Consider the following 20,044-nt stretch of genomic DNA (forward strand, 5'->3'; position numbering starts at 1 on the left):
CGTTTCTCCTGTTGTTCCCGTTATTCCGGTCGATCCTCTTTCTCCTGTCGATCCAGCTGCTCCTGTTGGGCCGGTTATTCCTCTTTCTCCTGTTGTACCAGTTGTCCCTGTTGGGCCGGTTGCTCCTCTTTCTCCCGTCGCTCCTGTTGTTCCTGTTATTCCTGTTGGGCCGGTTGCTCCAATTTCTCCGGTTGCTCCTGTTGGGCCAGTTGCTCCTCTTTCTCCTGTCGATCCGGTTGCTCCAGTTTGACCAGTTATTCCAGTTGCTCCTCTTTCTCCCGTCGCTCCAGTTGCCCCGGTTGAGCCTGTTATTCCGGTTGGGCCGGTTGCTCCGGTTATTCCCGTCGCTCCCGTTATTCCCGTTGCGCCAGTTTCTCCTGTTGGGCCGGTTATTCCCGTCGCTCCCGTTATTCCCGTTGCTCCGGTTATTCCTGTCGCTCCAGTTATTCCGGTTGCTCCAGCTTCTCCTGTTGTTCCGGTTATTCCCGTCGCTCCCGTTATTCCCGTTGTGCCAGTTTCTCCTGTTGTTCCGGTTATTCCCGTCGCTCCCGTTATTCCCGTTGCTCCGGTTGCTCCGGTTATTCCTGTCGCTCCAGTTATTCCGGTTGCTCCAGCTTCTCCTGTTGTTCCGGTTATTCCCGTCGCTCCGGTTATTCCGGTTGTTCCGGTTATTCCGGTCACTCCCGTTATTCCTGTTGCTCCGGTTGGGCCAGTCGCTCCTGTTATTCCTGTTGCTCCTGTTGTTCCTGTCGCTCCCGTTATTCCTGTTGCTCCTGTTGTTCCTGTTATTCCTGTTGGGCCGGTTGCTCCAATTTCTCCGGTTGCTCCTGTTGGGCCAGTTGCTCCTCTTTCTCCAGTTGCCCCGGTTGGGCCGGTTGCTCCAATTTCTCCAGTCGCTCCTGTTACTCCGGTTGGGCCGGTTGTTCCTCTTTCTCCTGTCGATCCAGCTGCCCCGGTTACTCCTGTTGCACCAGTTAATCCTATTACTCCACTTTCTCCCGTCGCTCCGGTTGGACCAGTTACTCCGGTTCCCGTTGCCCCAGTTATTCCAGTTGCTCCCGTCGCCCCGGTTGGGCCGGTTGTTCCTCTTTCTCCTGTCGATCCAGCTGCCCCGGTTACTCCTGTTGCACCAGTTAATCCTGTTACTCCTCTTTCTCCCGTCGCTCCAGTTGAGCCCGTTGCGCCGGTTGGACCAGTCGAACCTGTTACTCCTGTCGCTCCCGTATAACCTTTTTTCCCTCTCTTACCTTCCTCACCTCTAGGACCTCTAGGGCCTCTACAACAACAACTACAACATTTTTTACAACAATTGCAGTTGTTGTTGCACTTCTTACATTCGCATTTTTTCTTTTTCTCTCTCTCTTCTTTTTTTATATGATCTTTTGAACCGTTGCAACAACAGCATTTCTTGCACCTGTGGCAATTATTACAATGGCAGTCACATTTTTTTTTATCTTCTTTACCCAAAAAATCACCTATTTCAATTTCATTTGGGCTAGTCCTTAGATGATTTATTAAAAATTACTTACAAATTAAGATATGTATTTTTTTATTTTATGGTTGGTTAATCAGTCCAAACGTCTATACAAGAATTTATTAATCCGCATTATGTTAATACTTTATTAAAGATCCATTGAATGTAATAAAAAAAGACTACCAAATGATATTCTCCCCTTATAGTAGACACACAAAAAAGACCATCCGATAATAAGGATAGGTAGTCTACTATTGGGGGATTTTATTTTGTCTAAAATTAATCGTACGTCTAAAAAATATTCTGAGGATTTTAAACTTAGAGCCGTAAAACTATATCTTGAAGGAGATAAAAGTTATAAAACAGTTGCACTTGAAGTTGGAATGCGTAGTCCTACTCCACTTAAAGATTGGGTAAATCGATACAGAGAAGGTAGATCTTTTGCAGATAAACGGGGTAAACATACAAACCATCGTTTTAATGGGTTTGAAAGAACAAAATTTGTAAGTATAGAGGAAGAAAGAGATTATCTAAAAGCACAGGTAGCCTTTCTAAAAAAGCGATATCAAAATCTAAATCAAGGAGGGAAAACTCCGAAAGAAAGTAGATTCGAAATTATTGAAGAGATGAAAGATAAATATCCTATCACTATGCTTGTTAAAATCGCTGAAGTATCAAGATCTGGTTTCTATAAATGGAGAAAATCAGCCGAGAATCAACAATCCAATAAAAAGAAAGAAGAAGCTGTAAAATCACACATTCACGCGATCCACTCAATACGTCCGTATTATGGCTATCCAAGAATAACTGACCGTTTGAGAGAAGAAGGTTTAATTGTAAACCATAAAAAAGTATATAGATTAATGAAGGAACTAGAGATCAAATCAGTCATTCGAAAGAAAAGAAAATATTTTGGGAGAGATGAATCGAATGTTTATCCTAATCTCTTAAATCGCCAGTTTAAAACACAAATGCCAAATATTGCTTTTGGGACAGATATTACTTTTATCAAGGTAGGAAACAAGTTCTATTACCTTTCAGTTATTCAGGATCTTTATAATAATGAAGTTGTATCTTGGAAGTGTTCAGATCGAAATGATATTAAATTAGTCATCGAAACAGTTAGTGATTTATGTAAAAAAAGAAACGTGCATGGAAGTATCCTGCATTCAGATCAGGGATTCCAGTACACGTCTACAAAATACAGCCAGTTCTTAGAAAAGAATAATATGTTAGGCAGCCACTCTCGCAAAGGAAACTGTCTAGACAACGCTTGTGTTGAATCATTCTTCTCACACTTCAAATGTGTAATGGTGTATTTATCTAATTTTAATTCAGAACAGGAACTTATTCAAGCGATTGAAGAGTATATCCACTTCTATAATAATGAACGGTCACAAAAACGACTCAACCGTTGTTCCCCTGTAAAATACAGGTTAACAACGGTTGCTTAGTCGGTCTTATTTAAATGTGTCTACTTGACAGGGGTAAGTCCACAAAGCAGCCTTTTGTTGTAATCAAACACTATTTTTTTCATCTTCAAATTCAAGCTTAAACTAATTAACAACAGGACCGTAAAAGGGAAAAATTATCCCAAATACAACAAGAAATCAACTTATACCTGTGAGATATTCAGGACCAGAATAATTAGTAAAATAGGTCAATCTTACAACTATTGGCCAAACAAAATATACAAAGCAGAAATTAATTGTTTCATCATAATCTCCTTCTATATTTAGATTTTAAAGCCTTAGCAAGATTAGATTAATTGATAAGTTGTTGTTATGTTCTTAAATTAAATAGAGTATTTAACTAGATTAGTATAATTAATATAATTAAAATTAATAGATACAATTTTATAACTAACTTCAAAATTATGATCTTTTGTAACTGTCACCTTACAATAATAAGGAATTGCTTTTCCATAAGCATCCAGTTTTGGAATATCTCTGAAAGTAAATATTTCATTTGTATCTTGCATATCAAAGTCTACTTCAGAAGTACGGCTTGAATTATCAATATCTATAACGCATCTTCCGCTGACAACATCATATTGTTTAAACACAACATATTTAAGACTTGGAAGAGTAATCGCTAAAAGTAAAACACCAAGCAATAAGCATCCAAGGATTTTCCCTATATTTACTAATGAATATACTCGATTGATAAACATTGGAATAAATATAAAAACTGCTCCTATTATCAAAAAAACTCCTACTATAAGCATAGAATAATATGTAAACATTTCTTCACTTCCTATTAAAATAAACTATAAATTATCTATTATTTTATGAATCCTTTTTTAAATACTACTATTTAATAAAATTAAGGCATTAGATACTCAAAAATTAATAGATAAGATTATATATTTCCGTTTATCACAATCTAATAATTTTAAACCATTTCTCCCTACATCATCTAAATGAATTAAGGTGAAATCTTCTATCTTCAATATTAATTCTCCATTGTAAATCACCTCTATTATTTTTTTTTTTTAGTTTAGCATTATACAATGTTATTAAATAGTTAAGCTTAATCATTTTCTTATAAAGAAGAATAAATTGAACCAAGGAGTGTTTAGAATGGCACGTGTTTTATTTATTAATGTAGGCTCAGAAGGGCATATCAATCCTACTATTGGAGTTGTAGAAGAGCTTATTTCACGCGGTGAAGAAGTTGTCTACTTTTCAATAGAGTCTTTTCGAGATCGGATTGAAAAGACTGGAGCTACAGTACGAACAATTGATGAACAAAAATTTATTAAAGCCTTTCTCTCAGGTGGTCGAACTCATTTACTAGAAAGAATTAATGGTCTATTACATACAGCAGAAATCGTTATACCTAGTGTTCTTGAACAGATAAAAGGAGAGCATTTTGATTACATCATACATGATTCTATGTTTGGTTGTGGACGTTTAATTGCTCAAATTCTTAAACTTCCCGCAATCAGTTCCTGTACTACTTTTGCACAGACAGAAAAAACATACGATAAAATGATGGAAAAGCAATTAAAGGATATTCCTGAAGAAATAATTAAACCGATTAATGATGAATTTAATAGACTGTCATTAAATATTAAGAAAAAATATGGTGTAGAGATCAATTCATCTTATGAAGTATTTTGTAATCCTGCTCCATTAACAATCGTTTACACTACTAGAGCCTTTCAACCTGGTGGAGAATCCTTTAATAATACATACAAATTTGTCGGCCCATCTATCCGTTCACGATTACAACAGGAAACATTTGACCTTTCTACTATTAAAAGTAAAAGTCCTATATATATTTCTCTGGGAACTGTTTTTAACCGCTCTATTGATTTTTATAAGCTATGTTTTGAAGCATTTGGTCATAGTGAACACTCAGTCGTACTGTCGATAGGTAAACAAACTAATCTAGATGATTTAGGGATTATTCCTCCAAACTTTATTGTAAAACAATATGTTCCACAGACCGAAGTGCTAAAATATACTAAATTATTTATAACGCATGGTGGAATGAACAGCACAAGTGAGTGTCTCTATTACGGAGTTCCATTAATCGTAAACCCTCAAAGCGCTGATCAGCCAATAATTGCAGAGCAAATAGACAAGATTGGAGCAGGTTTGCAATTGCAAACACAAAATTTGACACCTATACAACTGCGTGAAGCCGCAGAAGATGTGTTAAGTAATAGGTCTTCTTACATTAAAGTAATCGACAGCATAAAGAAATCTTTTCAAGAAGCGGGAGGATATAACCAGGCTGTTAATGAGATTTTCCATTTTATTTATAAATAAATAGAAAATCAACTATAAGAATGGAGCCATTATTAGTTTAGGTTTAGCTCTCATTCTCTTCTGAAGCTATTTTTTTAAAAATAAAAAAAGTCATATTAAAAATCAAGAAAAAGCTGAATCGAAATAATTGATTCAGCTTTTTCTTGAACGACTTTTAAAAAATGATTTCCACTTTTTAACGCCCTTTTCCCCTATCACATCTATTACATTAACACCTTACATGTTTACGCTTAAATCCTAAAAGACCTTTATCTAAATCTTTTTGAATTTTTTCAGAGCAAAGTAAAATTGTGCTTTTTTTCTTTTCCTTTTTCATTTCGACTGGTCCAATTACTTTAGCAGTTTCAATTGCTTTTTCATGTTGAGGTAAATATGAAATTGCTACTGTATAAACAAAATTATTCATTGCAGATTTAGTTCGTTCAGGAGAATCATGGATTGCATCTTTCACCTGGTCAAGCAAATTTGAAATCTTATCCGCATTAAATTCAGTATCTGAACGATTCCCCAAAAGCCAGCAGTAACAGCTCCAACCAGCAGACATTTTAAGTTCATCTCCGCTTGCAATCCATTTGTCGGCTACCTCTTGCGCTATATCGGCTTCAGCTAAAGTAACTGCAACTACATAGTCTGAAAGCATATAGAAATAAGCTCCATCAATCCAACTCTCAAAGTCTTCTTCAGTCATTTTCAAAGGATCTGCAATAATCCCCGCAAAATACATCGCATCGTAATTACCTGTTGCATATAATTGATTCGCTAATTGCTGATCCATTTTAATTTTCTTAGCGATCGGCTTCATTGCCCCTGTTGCCACTCCAAATAGTGGCTCATGTGCACCATTACTTATGTATGTCTTTTTTGTCCGTTCCTTACCAAGTGCTTCTAGCTCCTGCATAACCGTTTCCAATTCCACTTTTTTACACTTCCTTTCTATCTATTCCATCTCCATTGTTTCCTTTTATTCAAAACTTTTATCAAGCAACTAAATTAGCAAAATATTTGAACCACATTGTTAAAAATTAAGTTTTGCTGTTTTATAATCATTCAAATTTATATCCATTGAGTAAGTGATTTAACTGCTTTACTTGTGCCTTGGAAAAAATACCAATTAAACAATCTTGTCCTCCTAAGTCTAGAATATAAACTTGCTTATCCGTATTTTTTATTTCTAATAAATCATTAAACATAACAATAATTTTCTCATCGATCCAGTCATCATTTACTTCTAACTTCCAACAATAATCTCTTTCATCTAAAGTAAATGAAATTGATGCTACTTGATTTTCTATATCTACAATATCTTTAATATTTTTAAGATCTAAATAATTTTTTGATAAGTCTTTAATTCTTTCTGCAATTAGAACATAATCTCCTGTGTCCTCAATACATTCCGTATCCAAATACCATATTTCATTTGAACAGTTAATATAATTTCCGTTTAATTCCAATTCACTTCCTAAAACGATTAGTAAATGCAGGTAAGGTTCTTGCTCAAATTCCTCTTTACTATACTCAGCAAAAATTAATTCTTCATTTAAAATTGGATTTAATTCTATCCCTATCTTTTGCAATTCAAATAATTGTTCATGGAAACTTACCTTCTTTTTAGATTTAAAAAAACGAAACATTCAATCACCAACTTAAAGATTAATTTATCTGTTTGCTTTATTAACCACCACAATATTATATCATTTCTTCTACTACTAAACCGCCGCAACTAAATATCCAATCAATTCTTCCCTATAACATCAAAAAAAAATAAGTTGCCATGACAACTCATTAACTTAAAAAATTATTTAATCATTACAACTCTATATAATTTATTATATTTTTTATTGATTTGGCACTGTCTATACTAACACTTCTATATCCGTTAAAACCATTGATTTTTATGATTGCACCACTTTTTGTGAACCAAAGTAATGAACTATATTCAACTGTTTTATCTATTGGACTTCTGAATGTTAACTGAACATCGTATTTTGCTAAATCAACAATTGGATTTTCTATTTTTTTACTAAATAAAAATATTTCTTCTAATTGATTTAATTTTGCTTGTTTTTCTACATTTATTGGTTTAAATTCGATTACATTTTTCCCGAACTTTGTGTAGTTATAACCAATCCATATTTCATTTTTTGCCTTAGTAAACTTCATATTTTCAAAATAAAGTCCACCTAAGCATAATCCTATGATTGCTATGCATATCAAAAATATATATGGCCTTCTCAACTATAGCCCCTCCGTAAAATAGATCCGCTTCCTATCTCTATATAACCATATTTTACCATTTTTAAAAGTAGTTTAATATAAGAATTGTTCTAGTTTCATCTATCTTTCACATATTTTACTAGTTGTTTTTCGATTACTAGATTTCAGTTGGAACGCAGATTATCGATTTGAGTTTTGTCCATATACTGAATTTAGATAGATAGGAATTATTATGTAAAGTAAAAAACTCGCTAAAAATAATTAGCGAGTTAATTTTTGTATTTAAATAGAGGTGTATATGTATATAAATCATTAATTTGACAAAAATTTTCCAATCTCATTTGACAAAATTGAAGTTTCCCACGGATACCAATAGTAGTTTACACCGTCAAATTCAATATTATATTTATAGGCAATTGGTTCATCTATAAACAATACAATTTCATAATGAGTAGAATCTGTATTTTCATTATTTGGCTGAAAATTTGAATCTTCTTTACTATTCTTTAAAATATCCAGAAAGCTATCTATTTTTTCTTTGTCATTAATAACAGATCTCTTTTTCGCGTTAGGGGAATAAGATTGATAGATTTCAATCATATCTACCTTTTCGATTGGTACATCTTTAAAATACCACTTATAATCTGTAGTTCCTTTAGCATAATAGATGCTATATCCATTTATTGCAGTTTTGTCTTTTAAGGCAATTAATTCAGGATTACCCTTGATTGAATAAATTTCCGTTCCTTTCTCATGGAATGCTGCATCTCCATCTTTTATTTTATAACTTGGATTTGTAACATGATCTGCTACTTTGAATTTTACTTCCCCTACTTTTTCATCAATAAATTTTTCATTAGTTAAAACGCCTGATTCTATGCCATAGTACTCAACCCCATTCCATCTAACAAAGTCTACCCAATCGATCGGTGATTGACTTTCTGAAGTGGTAAATCGACATGCTACAAGTAGTAAAGGCAATATTATAAACGAAAGCTTGAACAGATTAACCTTTTTCATTAAAACCTCCTTAAAAATAGTCTTTTTTACATAGTATTCAATTTCTTTAATGAAATGCCCCATCACGTTTACACCTTGAACTCAATTATTCTTCACTCCTATTATTTTAAATCTCTACTAGTAGATGAAATAGAATAGTATGTGAAACAACGAATATATTAAAAAAATACTTAAGTGATAGGAAAGAAATCGTATCGACTACCAACATATTAAAAAGTCACAATCCTCCTAATTTCAATAAGTGCTCCAAATTCATATGAAATAATTTAGCGAATTTATTGTGTTTTACGCCCACTAATTAATCGTGACAAAAGCACATTTTTTATAAAAAGTTGTCTTTGAAAGCACTTACATTTTAATTGAACATAAAATATTATTGAATGGAGGGATGAGTGAATGGAAAGAATTTTTTTAATGTTAGCTAGTATTATAGCTGGTTTTGCTTTAATCAAAATGCCTTTAGCAGGCACATTCTTATCAAGTGTACAGCCATTAACTGATTTAATTGGTATTTTAGCTATTTTAATTTTCTCCCTTTTCCTAATATATAAAGCTTTTATGAATCTTATCGGTAAGTAGGTAGAATATTAGGTTTAGGAATCTTTTTAAAATATACTAACGAAACAATTCATTAAATAAACCTGTATCTGATTACTAGTTAATCTAAGATACAGGTTATTTTTTATAATGCCAAAAATATTTCTAGTGTTCTTTCCTTCTAATTGAATTATTTCCCTTAACTCGCTTTAAGGTAGCTACGATTAGAAAGCTTACAATTACTAATAAGAGCCATGAACTTACTTTTCCTAAATGAACTAAACTCCAAGCAACCGACTGATTAGGATATTGCCATGCTCCAAAAAACGTTGCAATATTTTCGGCAATCCATATAAAAAATCCGATTAGGACGAAAGAAAGTGCAATTGGCATTCGGTATCTGGTCCCATTGACTTCATAAGTGACCCAAGATTTCCAAAAAACAATTATGACAAGCCCTGATAACCACCAACGAACGTCCATCCAAAAATGGTGGGTAAAGAAATTCAAATAAATTGCTGTTGCAAGTGAAGCAACTACAAAAAATGGTGGCCAATTAATTAGTTCAACCTTCAACCTTCTCCACGCTTGACATAAATAACTTGCAACACTTGCGTACATAAATCCACTATATAGTGGCACTCCAAATAGTTTTGAGTATCCTTCCCCTGGATATGCCCAAGAGCCCATATGTACTTTAAAAAGTTCAAGCGCAAGTCCTATTAGGTGAAACAATGTGATGACTTTTAATTCATCCAATGTTTCAAGTCCAGTACGCACCATTAACCACTGCATCAAAATACAGATCAAAAGTAACCAATCATATCGAGGCAGAAATGGAAGTGGTACAATTTTAGTAAAAGCTAACGAGGCAAAAATCACTACAGGAAAAATACAAGATAAAGCCTGCTCCAAACCAAATCGAACAAGTTGTTTGATCGCTCTTATAAAATGTGACTCAGTCTTTTGAAGTATTAAATTCACAATTAGCTCTCCTTCATAAATTTATATCAATCTTATCGATTTACTTGTTGTCTTCATCATTTTGGTACTCTAAAATATCTCCAGGTTGACACTCTAGGGCCTTACAAATCGCTTCTAAAGTTGCAAAACGAATGGCTTTTGCTTTGCCGTTTTTCAATATAGATAGATTCGCCATCGTAATCCCAACCTTTTCCGAAAGCTCGGTTACACTCATTTTCCTTTTTGCTAACATTACATCAATATTGATAATAATTGCCATGTTCTTCACCTCAGACCGTTAAATCATTTTCTGATTTTATATCAATCGCCTCTTTCAAAAGCTTTTCGAGAACGGCTGCAAAGACTGCAATTACCAATGAAGCAAAAATCAAAATCATGCCAATAACAATAATTCCTGGAGCATCATCCATATCTGCAATTAAATAAAAAAGTGGCAACCCTAATACATACAAAACACTAATTGCTATTGCACTAAATTTTATTTTCTTTAAAGCATTAACCGATAATTCCGAGAAAGCTTTGTTTTTATCAATATAGCTTAAAAGCTTAAATGCTTGATAAAGAGCAAAATAGAAAGGAATCGCAGCTGCATAAAGATCTATAAAAATAAAATATTTCATTAATGCAATATTCGGATACAGCTCAGCTGCAAATTCTGCAATCTTAGGAACCACAAATATACACAATGCAAGAACTGGTAGCCCAATAAGAATCACTACTATTTTTAAAAAGAGAGTTGATCCTCGTTTCATAAAAGCACCTCACTAAATTATTTTCAATTTGAATTTACCATACAATTTATCGTTTTACAATAAATTATTGTTGTTTTTTATTATATTATTATTGTTATAAAAATATCCTTACATTTTATAAATAGTAAAAAAGCATTTCTCACCTAAAGAAATGCTCGTGAAAACTTAATCATCGACCTCTCCTCATAAAGAGAAAATTTTTAAAAATGTTAGAGTTGAAATAAATTAACAGATTAATTTTTACTGTGAGTAACATATTACTGTTAATAACAGTATATTGTTATTAACAGTATGAAATTATTTTTTGTGAGGAAATTTACGAATTTAGGAGGTTTACAATTTATGAAACATACAGGCCGACATACAGGTGCATTTCTTTTATTGTTTTTAACAGAAGGGGACAGTTATGGAGGGAAGCTTTTACAGAAGTGTGAGGAAGAACTTCCAATCAATCCAATTGACAGTTCCATATTATATCGAACTCTAAAGCAATTAGAGACTGAAGGTGCTGTTGAGTCTTATTTAGGTACATCCGAGCAAGATAAACCGATCAAGATGTACAAAATTACTGAAGTTGGAAAAGAAAAATTAGAAGAATTTCAAATAAATATTGAAGAAAAACTTAAGAATTTAACATTTTTCCTAAGCAGATACAATGTATGGAAGGTGAAGAATCATGATTAATGCTTCGATCCTATACAGTTTAGCCATCATTCTTACTATTATTTCTTTTATAAAAGATCGAGAAAAAACGAAAGAGGCTCTATTAAAATCATGGAAGATGTTTTGTAATATTTTACCTGAAATTTTAACTATTATGTTTTTTGTAGGACTATCCTTATCGTTATTAACGCCCTCACTCGTTTCTTCGATTATTGGGGAACAATCTGGAATAAAAGGAATTATACTATCTACATTAATTGGGTCAGTTGGACTAATTCCTAGTTTTATCGTTTTTCCTCTTGGAGAAACATTAGTCCAAAATGGTGCTGGACTCCCACAAGTAGCAGTGTTAATGTCTACATTAATGTCTGTAGGAATTGTTACTTTACCTATGGAACAAAAATTATTTGGAAGAAGTTTTGCATATGCACGTAATGCAAGTGGACTTTTAATGTCTCTTTTATTTGCATATATTATTTGGTTGGTGATGGTATGAGACAATTAAGAAAATATCGTTTCTTTTTTATATTATTTGGGTCGTTCATCGTTCTAACATTAATAAACCACTCACTTGGAATGAAAGCATTTCAATTAACTGGAAATAGTATTTTAAATATGTTATTTCTCCTTCCACCAGTTTTAATATTTGTTGGCTTACTTGACAAATGGGTTGAAAAAGAAACCCTTATTAAATATATGGGGGATAAATCTGGTATTTACGGTGTTTTGTTTGCTCTCTTACTTGGTGGTATTGCAGCTGGTCCACTATACCTAGCTTTTCCAATCGCGGTACTTTTATTGAAAAAAGGAGCAAGTATTCGCTATGTTGTTTTCTTTTTAGGAGTTTGGACAACGGCTAAACTACCTGTCGTTATATATGAATTTGCTTCATTTGGTATAAAATTTACACTGATTCATATATGTTTTGGCTTAGTATTTTACTATTTAATGGGAATCATTTTTGAGAAGTTTTATAATCATAAACAATTGTTAAATTTTGATAATAACAAAGATATTTCTTTATAGATATAATCTTAATGAAAAAAGAGTACAAAATGAAGAGCGATTTATCCTCAACACAAACAAACTAAATGGATAACTGCAAACTCAAGAAGACTAGCCCGTATGCTAGTCTTCTTGAAATGATTAAAGTATAAACCGCTATCTCTTATTTAGTATCCATTGCAGTCACATGAAATGTTCAATTATATAGCCTATTGCACTTGTCGTATCATTTCCCACCGTGTCTATCTAAATCTTTCTCTTCAATTTTTTGTAAAATCTGTATGAGTGTCTAGTAAAATCCAAGAATTTCAATGGGATTTTAATAGGTACTTTATACAAAGTTTTTTTATATAGTTTATAGTAAGCTTTGACTAAATCTTCCCACTTTTCATCCTTGCCTTTTTTGTAAAAGTCAGATATATCTACAACGTATCCTCTACCATCTTTCATCATCACATTTTTTCCGTGAACGTCGTATGGATTTAACCCACGACTAATCGCATACTTAAGCGCAATATTTACATCTTTAATCACACTCTCAGGTATTCGATCACCATTCGCAAGGGCGTTGTATAGGGTAATTCCTTCTAATCTTTTTAAGACTAGATATTTTTCACCGTATTGTATCAATTTCGAATAAGCTGGATGTTCTCCCAATTGTTTATAGACTTGAACTTCTTTTTCTAAACCATCTAGGTCTTTTCCATACACTTTAACGACTACATTTGGTTCAGAATAGTGAATAAAAACAGCAGCATAATTACCTGATCCAATGCATTTCCAGCCTTCAGGTATATTCTTAACTACTATTGGGTCATTTGGGCGTTCACTCTTGAGGTTTACATTCGTAATTAATTCATTTTCAATTAGAATCTTAAATTCTGATTGATTTATTAAAATAGACATTCGTTTACCCCTTTATATCTGTTTCCTATTATCTCTCAATCAATTAGCCTATTAAAAAATTTACCAATTCGTTAAACCTGTTAATAATGCTTCAAAATTAGGAGCTATATTGATTATTTGATCTTCATCCACGTCAATATATATAACTGGTGCCTCTTCTTTTGTCTTCCTATAATCCAGCAGCAATCCAAGAATGTCCATCACCTTAAATTAGAACAATATTAAGTAGCAAGCCCATTCTTTTATAAGATACTCACTTTCTAAAATCCCAGTTTCCTCACCAATTTATAAAATATGATCTACATTAATGTGGTCATCAGCCCATGAAGTTGGAATTTCAGTACGAAATGAATTATATTTAATCATTCCCCCGTTTTGTTGTTTAAGAATCTCTATGTATTTATTAGGTAATTTAATGTTAAACTTTTTTTCTGCCTTTTTTATCATCTCGCCCGTTATTGGTTCTAATTGATATAAGTCGTTCTCCTCTAGCCAAATGCTTCTTCATTTTAAGCACTCCTTGATTAGGATCATTTCAAGGCTTAAGTTATTAAATCTATCATTATATAAGACTTTATTTCTTAAATAACTGATTTACTTTATTTTTCTCTTTTAAATTAGTGTGGATTAGTTCCTCTAGTTCCTTTTCATTTGTGTAAGAACTTAAATCTTTTCCATACCATTCATCCAGATGTTGTCTTTTTACAGTATAATTTTGAGCAGCAAAATCAAAAACAATCCATTCTACATTTTTGATCAATGCAAATAAGTAAGTTGCGTTATTTATTACGATATTTTTAGTATTTGCGGGTAAATTCTTATATTCAATCGTTATACCATAAGGCTTCTTTTTTGTTTGGAGTGACACTTGGGTGAATTCTTTATGATTCGGTAATTGTTTTATAATATTTCCTACAGCACTGTTATTACCGACATAAGAATTTTTATAATGAAAAATATCCTTACTTGTGTTTTTGCTTAAAGAACAGCTGGTTAAACTGATCAATAACATTATTAGTATGAAATAAGCTAAAAATTTTTTCATATTTCCCCCTTTGTAATTGAGCACGAATTCAATTAGTGAGCACAATTAAATATACGATTTTACTAAGAAATTGATTAAACTTTTTATCAAGCATGCATATTGTTAAATAGGAGCTGATTAATCAGCTCCTATTTCATCTTAATTATAAATTAAATTTGATTTTTACATTTGAAGCCCTTGTTCACGTTCTTTTTTTCCTCCACGTGACCAAATCACGACTGGAATAAGGATTAAAGACAAAGCTCCTCCAGCTAATGATAATGTTGCATAGCTTGAATTAGCTACAATCATTCCAGACAAAGCTCCTCCAGATGCTCCTGCTAGTGCAATAAGTACATCAACAGTCCCTTGAGTTTTGGCACGTGTAGATGAATCTGTTGAATCAACAATTTGAGCAGTCCCACTGATTAGTCCAAAGTTCCAACCTAATCCTAGTAATGAAAGCGCAACTACTAGAAGAATCATTGAATCACTAGGTGCTAATGCAGCAGTCAATCCTGCTAAGAGTAGAGTCGCCCCAGACGCAATCGACATGGCAGTTCGACCGACTTTATCAACTAGAATTCCTGTAATCAATGAAGGAAGATACATCGATCCAATATGAAATGCAATCACGATCCCTACTTCATTTAGTCCATGACCGTGATGTTCCATATGAATAGGTGTCATTGTCATAATAGCAACCATTACAATTTGTGTCAGTACCATAGTTGTGGCTCCAACAGCAATTCCCCTGTTGTTTTTAATACTTTCTACAGGTGATGTATTTTCCACATTAACTTGTTTTGTTTTATTTGACTCGATCATTTTTGCGATAATTAATGGGTCTGGATTAAGCATAATGAAAAGAAAAAGACCAGCCAAAATGAAAGCAGTTGCAGATAAGATGAACGGACCTGCAAGTGCTGGTACGCCAATGGAAGTTGCAAATTTCCCCATTGGTCCGATTAAGTTAGGACCTGCAACAGCACCAAAAGTTGTAGAAACCATTGCAATACTAATCGCTTTAGCACGTTGTTTATTATTTGCTAAATCAGTTCCCGCATATCTAGCCTGCAAATTGGTTGCTGTTCCTGCACCGTAAATCAAAAGTGAGGCAAATAAAAGGATAATACTGTTTGTCATTGCTGCAATTACTACACCGATTGCACCAAGTCCACCTGTAAAAAATCCCCCAGCAAGCCCTATCCGTCGACCAAACTTTTGAGAAAGCCTACCGACAATTAATGCCGCTCCTGCCGAACCTAGTGTAAACAGGGATGCAGGAAGACCAGTAAAAGCATCTGTACCAAGCATTTGTTGTGCTAGTAGTGCACCCACAGTAACCCCAGCAGCTAAGCCTGCTCCACCAAAAATTTGCGAAATGCTAACCATCAAGAGTGTCCGTTTATATAGCATTTTTTGCTTTTCCTCTGAATTCACATAATCCATTGCAAAATTATGGGCTCGATTATTCATTTATACACCTTCTTCTATCTCGTGCGATTATTTAAATATGATTGCTAATGAATGTAAACGTTCTCTTTTATTTTAACAAAAATCAATTTATATCAAACTATTATTTTTATTTTCTTTCGTAAATTTAAATCAAATCTTCAATAGATAGAATTTCTTCACTGGACAGATCAACAGCAAACCATGTTGAACAATCAAATTCATCTAATGCATAATTCCAAGCAATAACAAAATGAATTTGAGTTACCTCATTTATTTCAAGTGATGTAAGTGGCACAGAAAGTCCAGTATAGTCTTTGTTGTACTGAATTATATTGTCTGGAAATTCTTGTTCCAATCGATTAAATTTATTCGCCATCATGTCTTTTTCATGGAATCGATTTAGTAATTTATTTCCGTCTTGTGTTCCGATAGTCATATTAAATTCTTTATACTCAAATGTTATGGCATCTAGATTTTCTCCACTATTAGAACCACAAACAGTTTCTTTAAAATTGATCGGTATTAATTTTGTATCGAACTTACATTTTAAACTTTTGACTAATGGTTTAATCCTCCAAATTCCAGCATTAACTTTTTCAACTTTCATATGATTAGGGATTTTATAATCAGGTTCGCAAATTACTAATTCGGCAATAAAATGTTGATGGTTATAACAAAGTAAAGTGCCACCATTATAGAGCGTAAAACATTCCGAAATTTCAGTTAAGTTATTGTACCGTTTATCGTCAATATTTAGTTCCAACAAAACTAGACCAAGAGGTGTTAAGATTTCTTTGTAACATATGTTTGCTTGAGCATATGTATTTTTACTTTGAAAAAGCTTCATATTTCCCTCTCCTATATAACTTATACACATCATTCTCTGGATCTACAACGAATTCATACTTATTTCCTTTCAATTGATCATCATAGACTTCAAATTAACAGATAAAACAAATGCATCGAGCCTTTTGACTTGATGCATTTGTTCTTTTAATAGAATGAATAAGTAACGATTCTACGCTTTTTTAACAAATTCAGACTTCAACTTCATGGCACCAAAACCTTCTATTTTACAATCGATATCGTGATCGCCTTCGACTAATCGAATACTTTTCACTTTTGTACCAATTTTAACGACAAGTGATGTGCCCTTTACTTTTAAATCCTTTATAACAGTAACTGAATCTCCATCATTTAAAATATTACCGTTCGCATCTTTCACTACTTTTGTTTCGTCATTTGTATTTTCTGTTTCCATTGTCCATTCATAACCACATTCTGGACAAATTAAAAGATTTCCATCTTCATATGTATATGCTGAATTACATTTAGGACAATTAGGTAGATTTTCCATTGTTTTTCCTCCGCTCATTACTGAATCTATACTATTTTCACAACTTCTATATAGTCGCATACTCCTATCCTTAATACAAGATTAGATTATTGTTATCAAATTTTAATGATAGTGTTAAGGTTAATTTAAGAATTGACCTGTATGATATAAATATAGATAGAACCTTCTTTAATATGAAAGTAAGTCCCCAATTATTTTCATATATAAAATAGCTCATGACTTGTGGTCATGAGCTATTTTGTTTTAAATTTCTAATAGATTTTTTTCAATTAAAGAATTAACTGCCGAACAAATTGCGATTTTCACATGGGCATAAGTTAAACCACCTTGAACATATGCAACATATGGAGCTCTTATCGGACCGTCTGCTGTTAATTCAATACTTGCACCTTGGATAAATGTTCCCGCTGCCATAATTACATCATCTTCGTATCCAGGCATATAATTTGCTGTTGGCGTAAAATGAGCATTGATTGGCGAAGCCGCTTGAATTGCCTGACAAAATGCAATCATTTTTTCTTTATCATCAAATTGAACAGATTGTATTAGATCTGTTCTTACTGCATCCCATGAAGGGTTTGTGTTCATTCCAAGCTTTTCTAAAAACGCTGCAGTAAATAATGCACCTTTTAAAGCTTGACCAGTAATATGTGGCGCCATAAAAAATCCATGATACATATCTTGTAACGCATAAAGAGAAGCTCCAGCTTCACGTCCAATCCCTGGAGATGTTAAGCGGTAGCCACATTTTTCGACTAAATCTTTACGTCCTACAATATAACCACCTGTTTTTGCAAGTCCACCACCAGGATTTTTGATTAATGAACCTGCCATTAAATCTGCTCCTACATGGCATGGCTCTAGTTTTTCAACAAACTCTCCATAACAATTATCTACAAAAACAATGATATTTGGATCAATTTCTTTTACAAAATCAATCATCTCTTTAATTTGTTCAATTGTATATGAAGGTCTTGTTCCGTAACCTTTTGAACGCTGAATACCGATTACTTTCGTATTACTTGTCATTTTATTTGCTACTTTTTCATAATTAATCCGTTCGTTATTTACTAATTCGATTGATTCATATCCAATCCCAAAGTCTTTTAATGAGCCATTTCCACTTTCACCACGAATTCCTACGATTTCCTCTAAAGTATCGTATGGCTTCCCGGTAATATATAAAAGCTCATCCCCTGGTCTTAGTACGCCAAATAAAGCAGTTGAAATTGCATGAGTTCCAGAAATGATTTGCGGTCTCACTAAACCAGCTTCTCCACCTAAAACATCAGCAAAAATTTCCTCTAATGTATCTCTTCCAATATCATCATAACCATAACCAGTTGTTGGGATAAAATGACTATCACTCACTTTATGCTTTCGAAAGCTTTGTAAAACTTTGAATTGGTTATATTCAATCACTTCGTCAATTTCTTTATGGGCTTCTGAAATTAATTTTTCAACATCTTCCACTAATGGTGCAATTTTTTCCCCGTTTGATAAAAATTCTAGCATTGATTATTGCTCCTTATATATTCTATATCTTTTAACTGTATCATAAATTGAATGTTCCTTGAAAACATACCCAGAAATTTGATAGATTTCTGCATCTTCATTAAAGTTGATTGATTCAATCATCGTTAATTTTTTGATTTCATGAATCAATTTACCCTCGTATGCTGGTACAAACGCTTCAAAATGTTCCATATACTGCTTACATTCAAATTCAATTCTATGACGTAATTTACTTAAATCATCTTCATTTAAAGCACTCATTTCAATAAAACCTTCAGATGGGGACGGTACAAAGTCCTCATGAACTTGATCTATTTTATTATAGACAGTTAAAATTGGAATATTTTTAACATCTAAATCATTCAATAATTTAGAAACTGTAACTTCATGGCTTTTATAATTTTCATGAGATGCATCGACAACATGAAGAATGAAATCTGCTTCTGTAGCTTCTTCTAATGTTGAACGGAATGCTGCAATTAGTGCAGTTGGTAAATCTTGAATAAAACCTACTGTATCTGTTAATAAAGTTGTCATACCATTTGATAAAACAAATTTTCTTGTTGTTGGATCTAATGTCGCAAACAGTAAGTCTTGTTCATACACATCAGATTTAGTTAGTCGGTTAAATAATGTTGATTTTCCTGCGTTTGTATAACCTACTAATGAAATATGAAACATTTCATTTTTCTTACGTCGCTCTCGATAACGCTTACGATGCTCAACGACAATGTTCAATTGCTGTTTAATATCATCAATTCGTTTTCGGATATGACGACGATCAGATTCTAGTTTTGTTTCACCAGGTCCTCTTGTACCAATACCTCCACCAAGTCTTGATAACTCTGTACCTTGACCAACTAGTCTTGGCATTAAATATTGTAATTGAGCTAATTCAACCTGCAATTTACCTTCTTTTGTTTTCGCTCGTTGTGCAAATATGTCTAAAATTAATTGCGTACGGTCAATAACTCTTTTTTCTAATCTTGCAGATAAATTACGTATTTGAGACGGAGTCAGTTCATTATTAAAAATAACAACATCTGGTTCTAACTCTGCAATTGCTGCCTCTAACTCTTCTAATTTACCTGTCCCTATGTATAACGCTGGATGATATTTAGTTCTTTTTTGTGTAGTAATTAAAACTACCTCTCCATTTGCCGTTTTCGTTAGTGATGCTAATTCGTCCATTGAATAATTAAAACGATCATCATCTACATTCTGAAGCTGACATCCAACTAAAATGGCTTTTTCTCTCAATTCATTCGACACAAAATTCCACCTTTTCTTTAACCAATTCTAAGTAATTAAATCTTCTTTACTCTTAACTGTCTCTTTATTATAATGATATCTGGA

At 33.1% G+C, this 20,044-nt stretch carries 21 protein-coding genes and 2 pseudogenes; 6 read left to right on the plus strand and 17 right to left on the minus strand.

Annotated features, from left to right (window positions below; genetic code table 11):
* Positions 1-1,467, minus strand: a pseudogene (locus ACFWM3_RS21365) (exosporium glycoprotein BclB-related protein); the annotation flags it as partial.
* A gap of 276 nt (positions 1,468-1,743) precedes the next feature.
* Between ACFWM3_RS21365 and ACFWM3_RS21370 the strand changes: the two are divergent.
* Complete coding sequence (locus tag ACFWM3_RS21370) at positions 1,744-2,928, plus strand: IS3 family transposase (protein ID WP_390312854.1); 1,185 nt, start codon at positions 1,744-1,746, stop codon at positions 2,926-2,928.
* 341 nt (positions 2,929-3,269) lie between these two features.
* Here ACFWM3_RS21370 and ACFWM3_RS21375 read toward each other — a convergent pair whose 3' ends face one another.
* Complete coding sequence (locus ACFWM3_RS21375; RefSeq protein WP_390312855.1) at positions 3,270-3,719, minus strand: hypothetical protein; 450 nt, start codon at positions 3,717-3,719, stop codon at positions 3,270-3,272.
* A 337-nt stretch (positions 3,720-4,056) separates the two neighbouring features.
* Here ACFWM3_RS21375 and ACFWM3_RS21380 point away from each other — a divergent pair, with 337 nt between their 5' ends.
* On the plus strand, positions 4,057-5,253 hold the full coding sequence (locus tag ACFWM3_RS21380; protein ID WP_390312856.1) for a macrolide family glycosyltransferase: 1,197 nt from the start codon (positions 4,057-4,059) through the stop codon (positions 5,251-5,253).
* A 208-nt stretch (positions 5,254-5,461) separates the two neighbouring features.
* On the opposite strand, the gene ACFWM3_RS21385 is transcribed toward ACFWM3_RS21380, so the two are convergent.
* The 4 genes from ACFWM3_RS21385 to ACFWM3_RS21400 form a co-directional block, all read right to left on the minus strand.
* On the minus strand, positions 5,462-6,169 hold the full coding sequence (locus ACFWM3_RS21385; RefSeq protein WP_390312857.1) for a DNA alkylation repair protein: 708 nt from the start codon (positions 6,167-6,169) through the stop codon (positions 5,462-5,464).
* A 127-nt stretch (positions 6,170-6,296) separates the two neighbouring features.
* Complete coding sequence (locus ACFWM3_RS21390) at positions 6,297-6,884, minus strand: hypothetical protein (protein WP_390312858.1); 588 nt, start codon at positions 6,882-6,884, stop codon at positions 6,297-6,299.
* 175 nt (positions 6,885-7,059) lie between these two features.
* Positions 7,060-7,488, minus strand: coding sequence for a hypothetical protein (locus ACFWM3_RS21395; protein WP_390312859.1), 429 nt, complete (start codon positions 7,486-7,488; stop codon positions 7,060-7,062).
* Positions 7,489-7,779: 291 nt separating this feature from the next.
* Positions 7,780-8,487: a hypothetical protein gene (locus tag ACFWM3_RS21400; protein WP_390312860.1), complete on the minus strand. Its 708-nt coding sequence runs from the start codon at positions 8,485-8,487 to the stop codon at positions 7,780-7,782.
* Between the two features lie 396 nt (positions 8,488-8,883).
* On the opposite strand from ACFWM3_RS21400, the gene ACFWM3_RS21405 reads away from it, so the two are divergent.
* A complete protein-coding gene (locus ACFWM3_RS21405; protein WP_056470246.1) occupies positions 8,884-9,066 on the plus strand; it encodes a hypothetical protein in 183 nt (60 codons plus the stop codon).
* A gap of 123 nt (positions 9,067-9,189) precedes the next feature.
* Here the strand turns inward: ACFWM3_RS21405 and ACFWM3_RS21410 are convergent, their stop codons facing one another.
* The 3 genes from ACFWM3_RS21410 to ACFWM3_RS21420 all read right to left on the minus strand — a co-directional run bounded on the left by ACFWM3_RS21410 (position 9,190) and on the right by ACFWM3_RS21420 (position 10,760).
* Positions 9,190-9,972 carry a DUF817 domain-containing protein gene (locus ACFWM3_RS21410; protein WP_390312876.1) on the minus strand — a complete coding sequence of 261 codons (783 nt, stop codon included), beginning with the start codon at positions 9,970-9,972 and terminating at the stop codon, positions 9,190-9,192.
* A gap of 76 nt (positions 9,973-10,048) precedes the next feature.
* Positions 10,049-10,267 carry a helix-turn-helix domain-containing protein gene (locus ACFWM3_RS21415; protein WP_056470252.1) on the minus strand — a complete coding sequence of 73 codons (219 nt, stop codon included), beginning with the start codon at positions 10,265-10,267 and terminating at the stop codon, positions 10,049-10,051.
* Positions 10,268-10,277: 10 nt separating this feature from the next.
* Positions 10,278-10,760 (minus strand): DUF2975 domain-containing protein, encoded by a 483-nt coding sequence (locus ACFWM3_RS21420; RefSeq protein WP_056470254.1) that lies wholly within the window; start codon positions 10,758-10,760, stop codon positions 10,278-10,280.
* A 342-nt stretch (positions 10,761-11,102) separates the two neighbouring features.
* On the opposite strand from ACFWM3_RS21420, the gene ACFWM3_RS21425 reads away from it, so the two are divergent.
* The 3 genes from ACFWM3_RS21425 to ACFWM3_RS21435 are packed head-to-tail and all read left to right on the plus strand — an operon-like array spanning position 11,103 to position 12,449.
* Positions 11,103-11,444, plus strand: a complete 342-nt coding sequence (locus ACFWM3_RS21425; protein WP_056470256.1) for a PadR family transcriptional regulator — start codon at positions 11,103-11,105, stop codon at positions 11,442-11,444.
* Positions 11,437-11,919 (plus strand): hypothetical protein, encoded by a 483-nt coding sequence (locus ACFWM3_RS21430; RefSeq protein ID WP_056470261.1) that lies wholly within the window; start codon positions 11,437-11,439, stop codon positions 11,917-11,919. The genes ACFWM3_RS21425 and ACFWM3_RS21430 overlap by 8 nt, the downstream gene beginning before the upstream one ends.
* Positions 11,916-12,449 (plus strand): permease, encoded by a 534-nt coding sequence (locus ACFWM3_RS21435; RefSeq protein WP_056470263.1) that lies wholly within the window; start codon positions 11,916-11,918, stop codon positions 12,447-12,449. The genes ACFWM3_RS21430 and ACFWM3_RS21435 overlap by 4 nt, the downstream gene beginning before the upstream one ends.
* 225 nt (positions 12,450-12,674) lie before the next feature.
* On the opposite strand, the gene ACFWM3_RS21440 is transcribed toward ACFWM3_RS21435, so the two are convergent.
* The 8 genes and pseudogenes from ACFWM3_RS21440 to hflX form a co-directional block, all read right to left on the minus strand.
* Positions 12,675-13,334 (minus strand): serine/threonine-protein kinase, encoded by a 660-nt coding sequence (locus ACFWM3_RS21440; protein WP_390312861.1) that lies wholly within the window; start codon positions 13,332-13,334, stop codon positions 12,675-12,677.
* Positions 13,335-13,394: 60 nt separating this feature from the next.
* Positions 13,395-13,781, minus strand: a pseudogene (locus ACFWM3_RS21445) (SMI1/KNR4 family protein).
* Between the two features lie 127 nt (positions 13,782-13,908).
* Complete coding sequence (locus tag ACFWM3_RS21450) at positions 13,909-14,379, minus strand: DUF4825 domain-containing protein (protein WP_390312862.1); 471 nt, start codon at positions 14,377-14,379, stop codon at positions 13,909-13,911.
* 162 nt (positions 14,380-14,541) lie between these two features.
* Positions 14,542-15,837 carry an MFS transporter gene (locus tag ACFWM3_RS21455; RefSeq protein ID WP_390312863.1) on the minus strand — a complete coding sequence of 432 codons (1,296 nt, stop codon included), beginning with the start codon at positions 15,835-15,837 and terminating at the stop codon, positions 14,542-14,544.
* A gap of 124 nt (positions 15,838-15,961) precedes the next feature.
* Entirely contained in the window at positions 15,962-16,663 is a 702-nt protein-coding gene (locus ACFWM3_RS21460) for a hypothetical protein (protein ID WP_390312864.1), read from the minus strand.
* Positions 16,664-16,834: 171 nt separating this feature from the next.
* Positions 16,835-17,173 (minus strand): zinc ribbon domain-containing protein YjdM, encoded by a 339-nt coding sequence (locus ACFWM3_RS21465; RefSeq protein WP_129689114.1) that lies wholly within the window; start codon positions 17,171-17,173, stop codon positions 16,835-16,837.
* Between the two features lie 243 nt (positions 17,174-17,416).
* On the minus strand, positions 17,417-18,688 hold the full coding sequence (locus tag ACFWM3_RS21470; RefSeq protein WP_056470280.1) for a methionine gamma-lyase family protein: 1,272 nt from the start codon (positions 18,686-18,688) through the stop codon (positions 17,417-17,419).
* Between the two features lie 3 nt (positions 18,689-18,691).
* Complete coding sequence (hflX, locus tag ACFWM3_RS21475; RefSeq protein ID WP_390312865.1) at positions 18,692-19,960, minus strand: GTPase HflX; 1,269 nt, start codon at positions 19,958-19,960, stop codon at positions 18,692-18,694.
* Between the last annotated feature and the right edge of the window lie 84 nt (positions 19,961-20,044).

The sequence above is a fragment of the Gottfriedia sp. NPDC058432 genome (assembly GCF_042721555.1).
Classification (GTDB): domain Bacteria; phylum Bacillota; class Bacilli; order Bacillales; family Bacillaceae_G; genus Gottfriedia.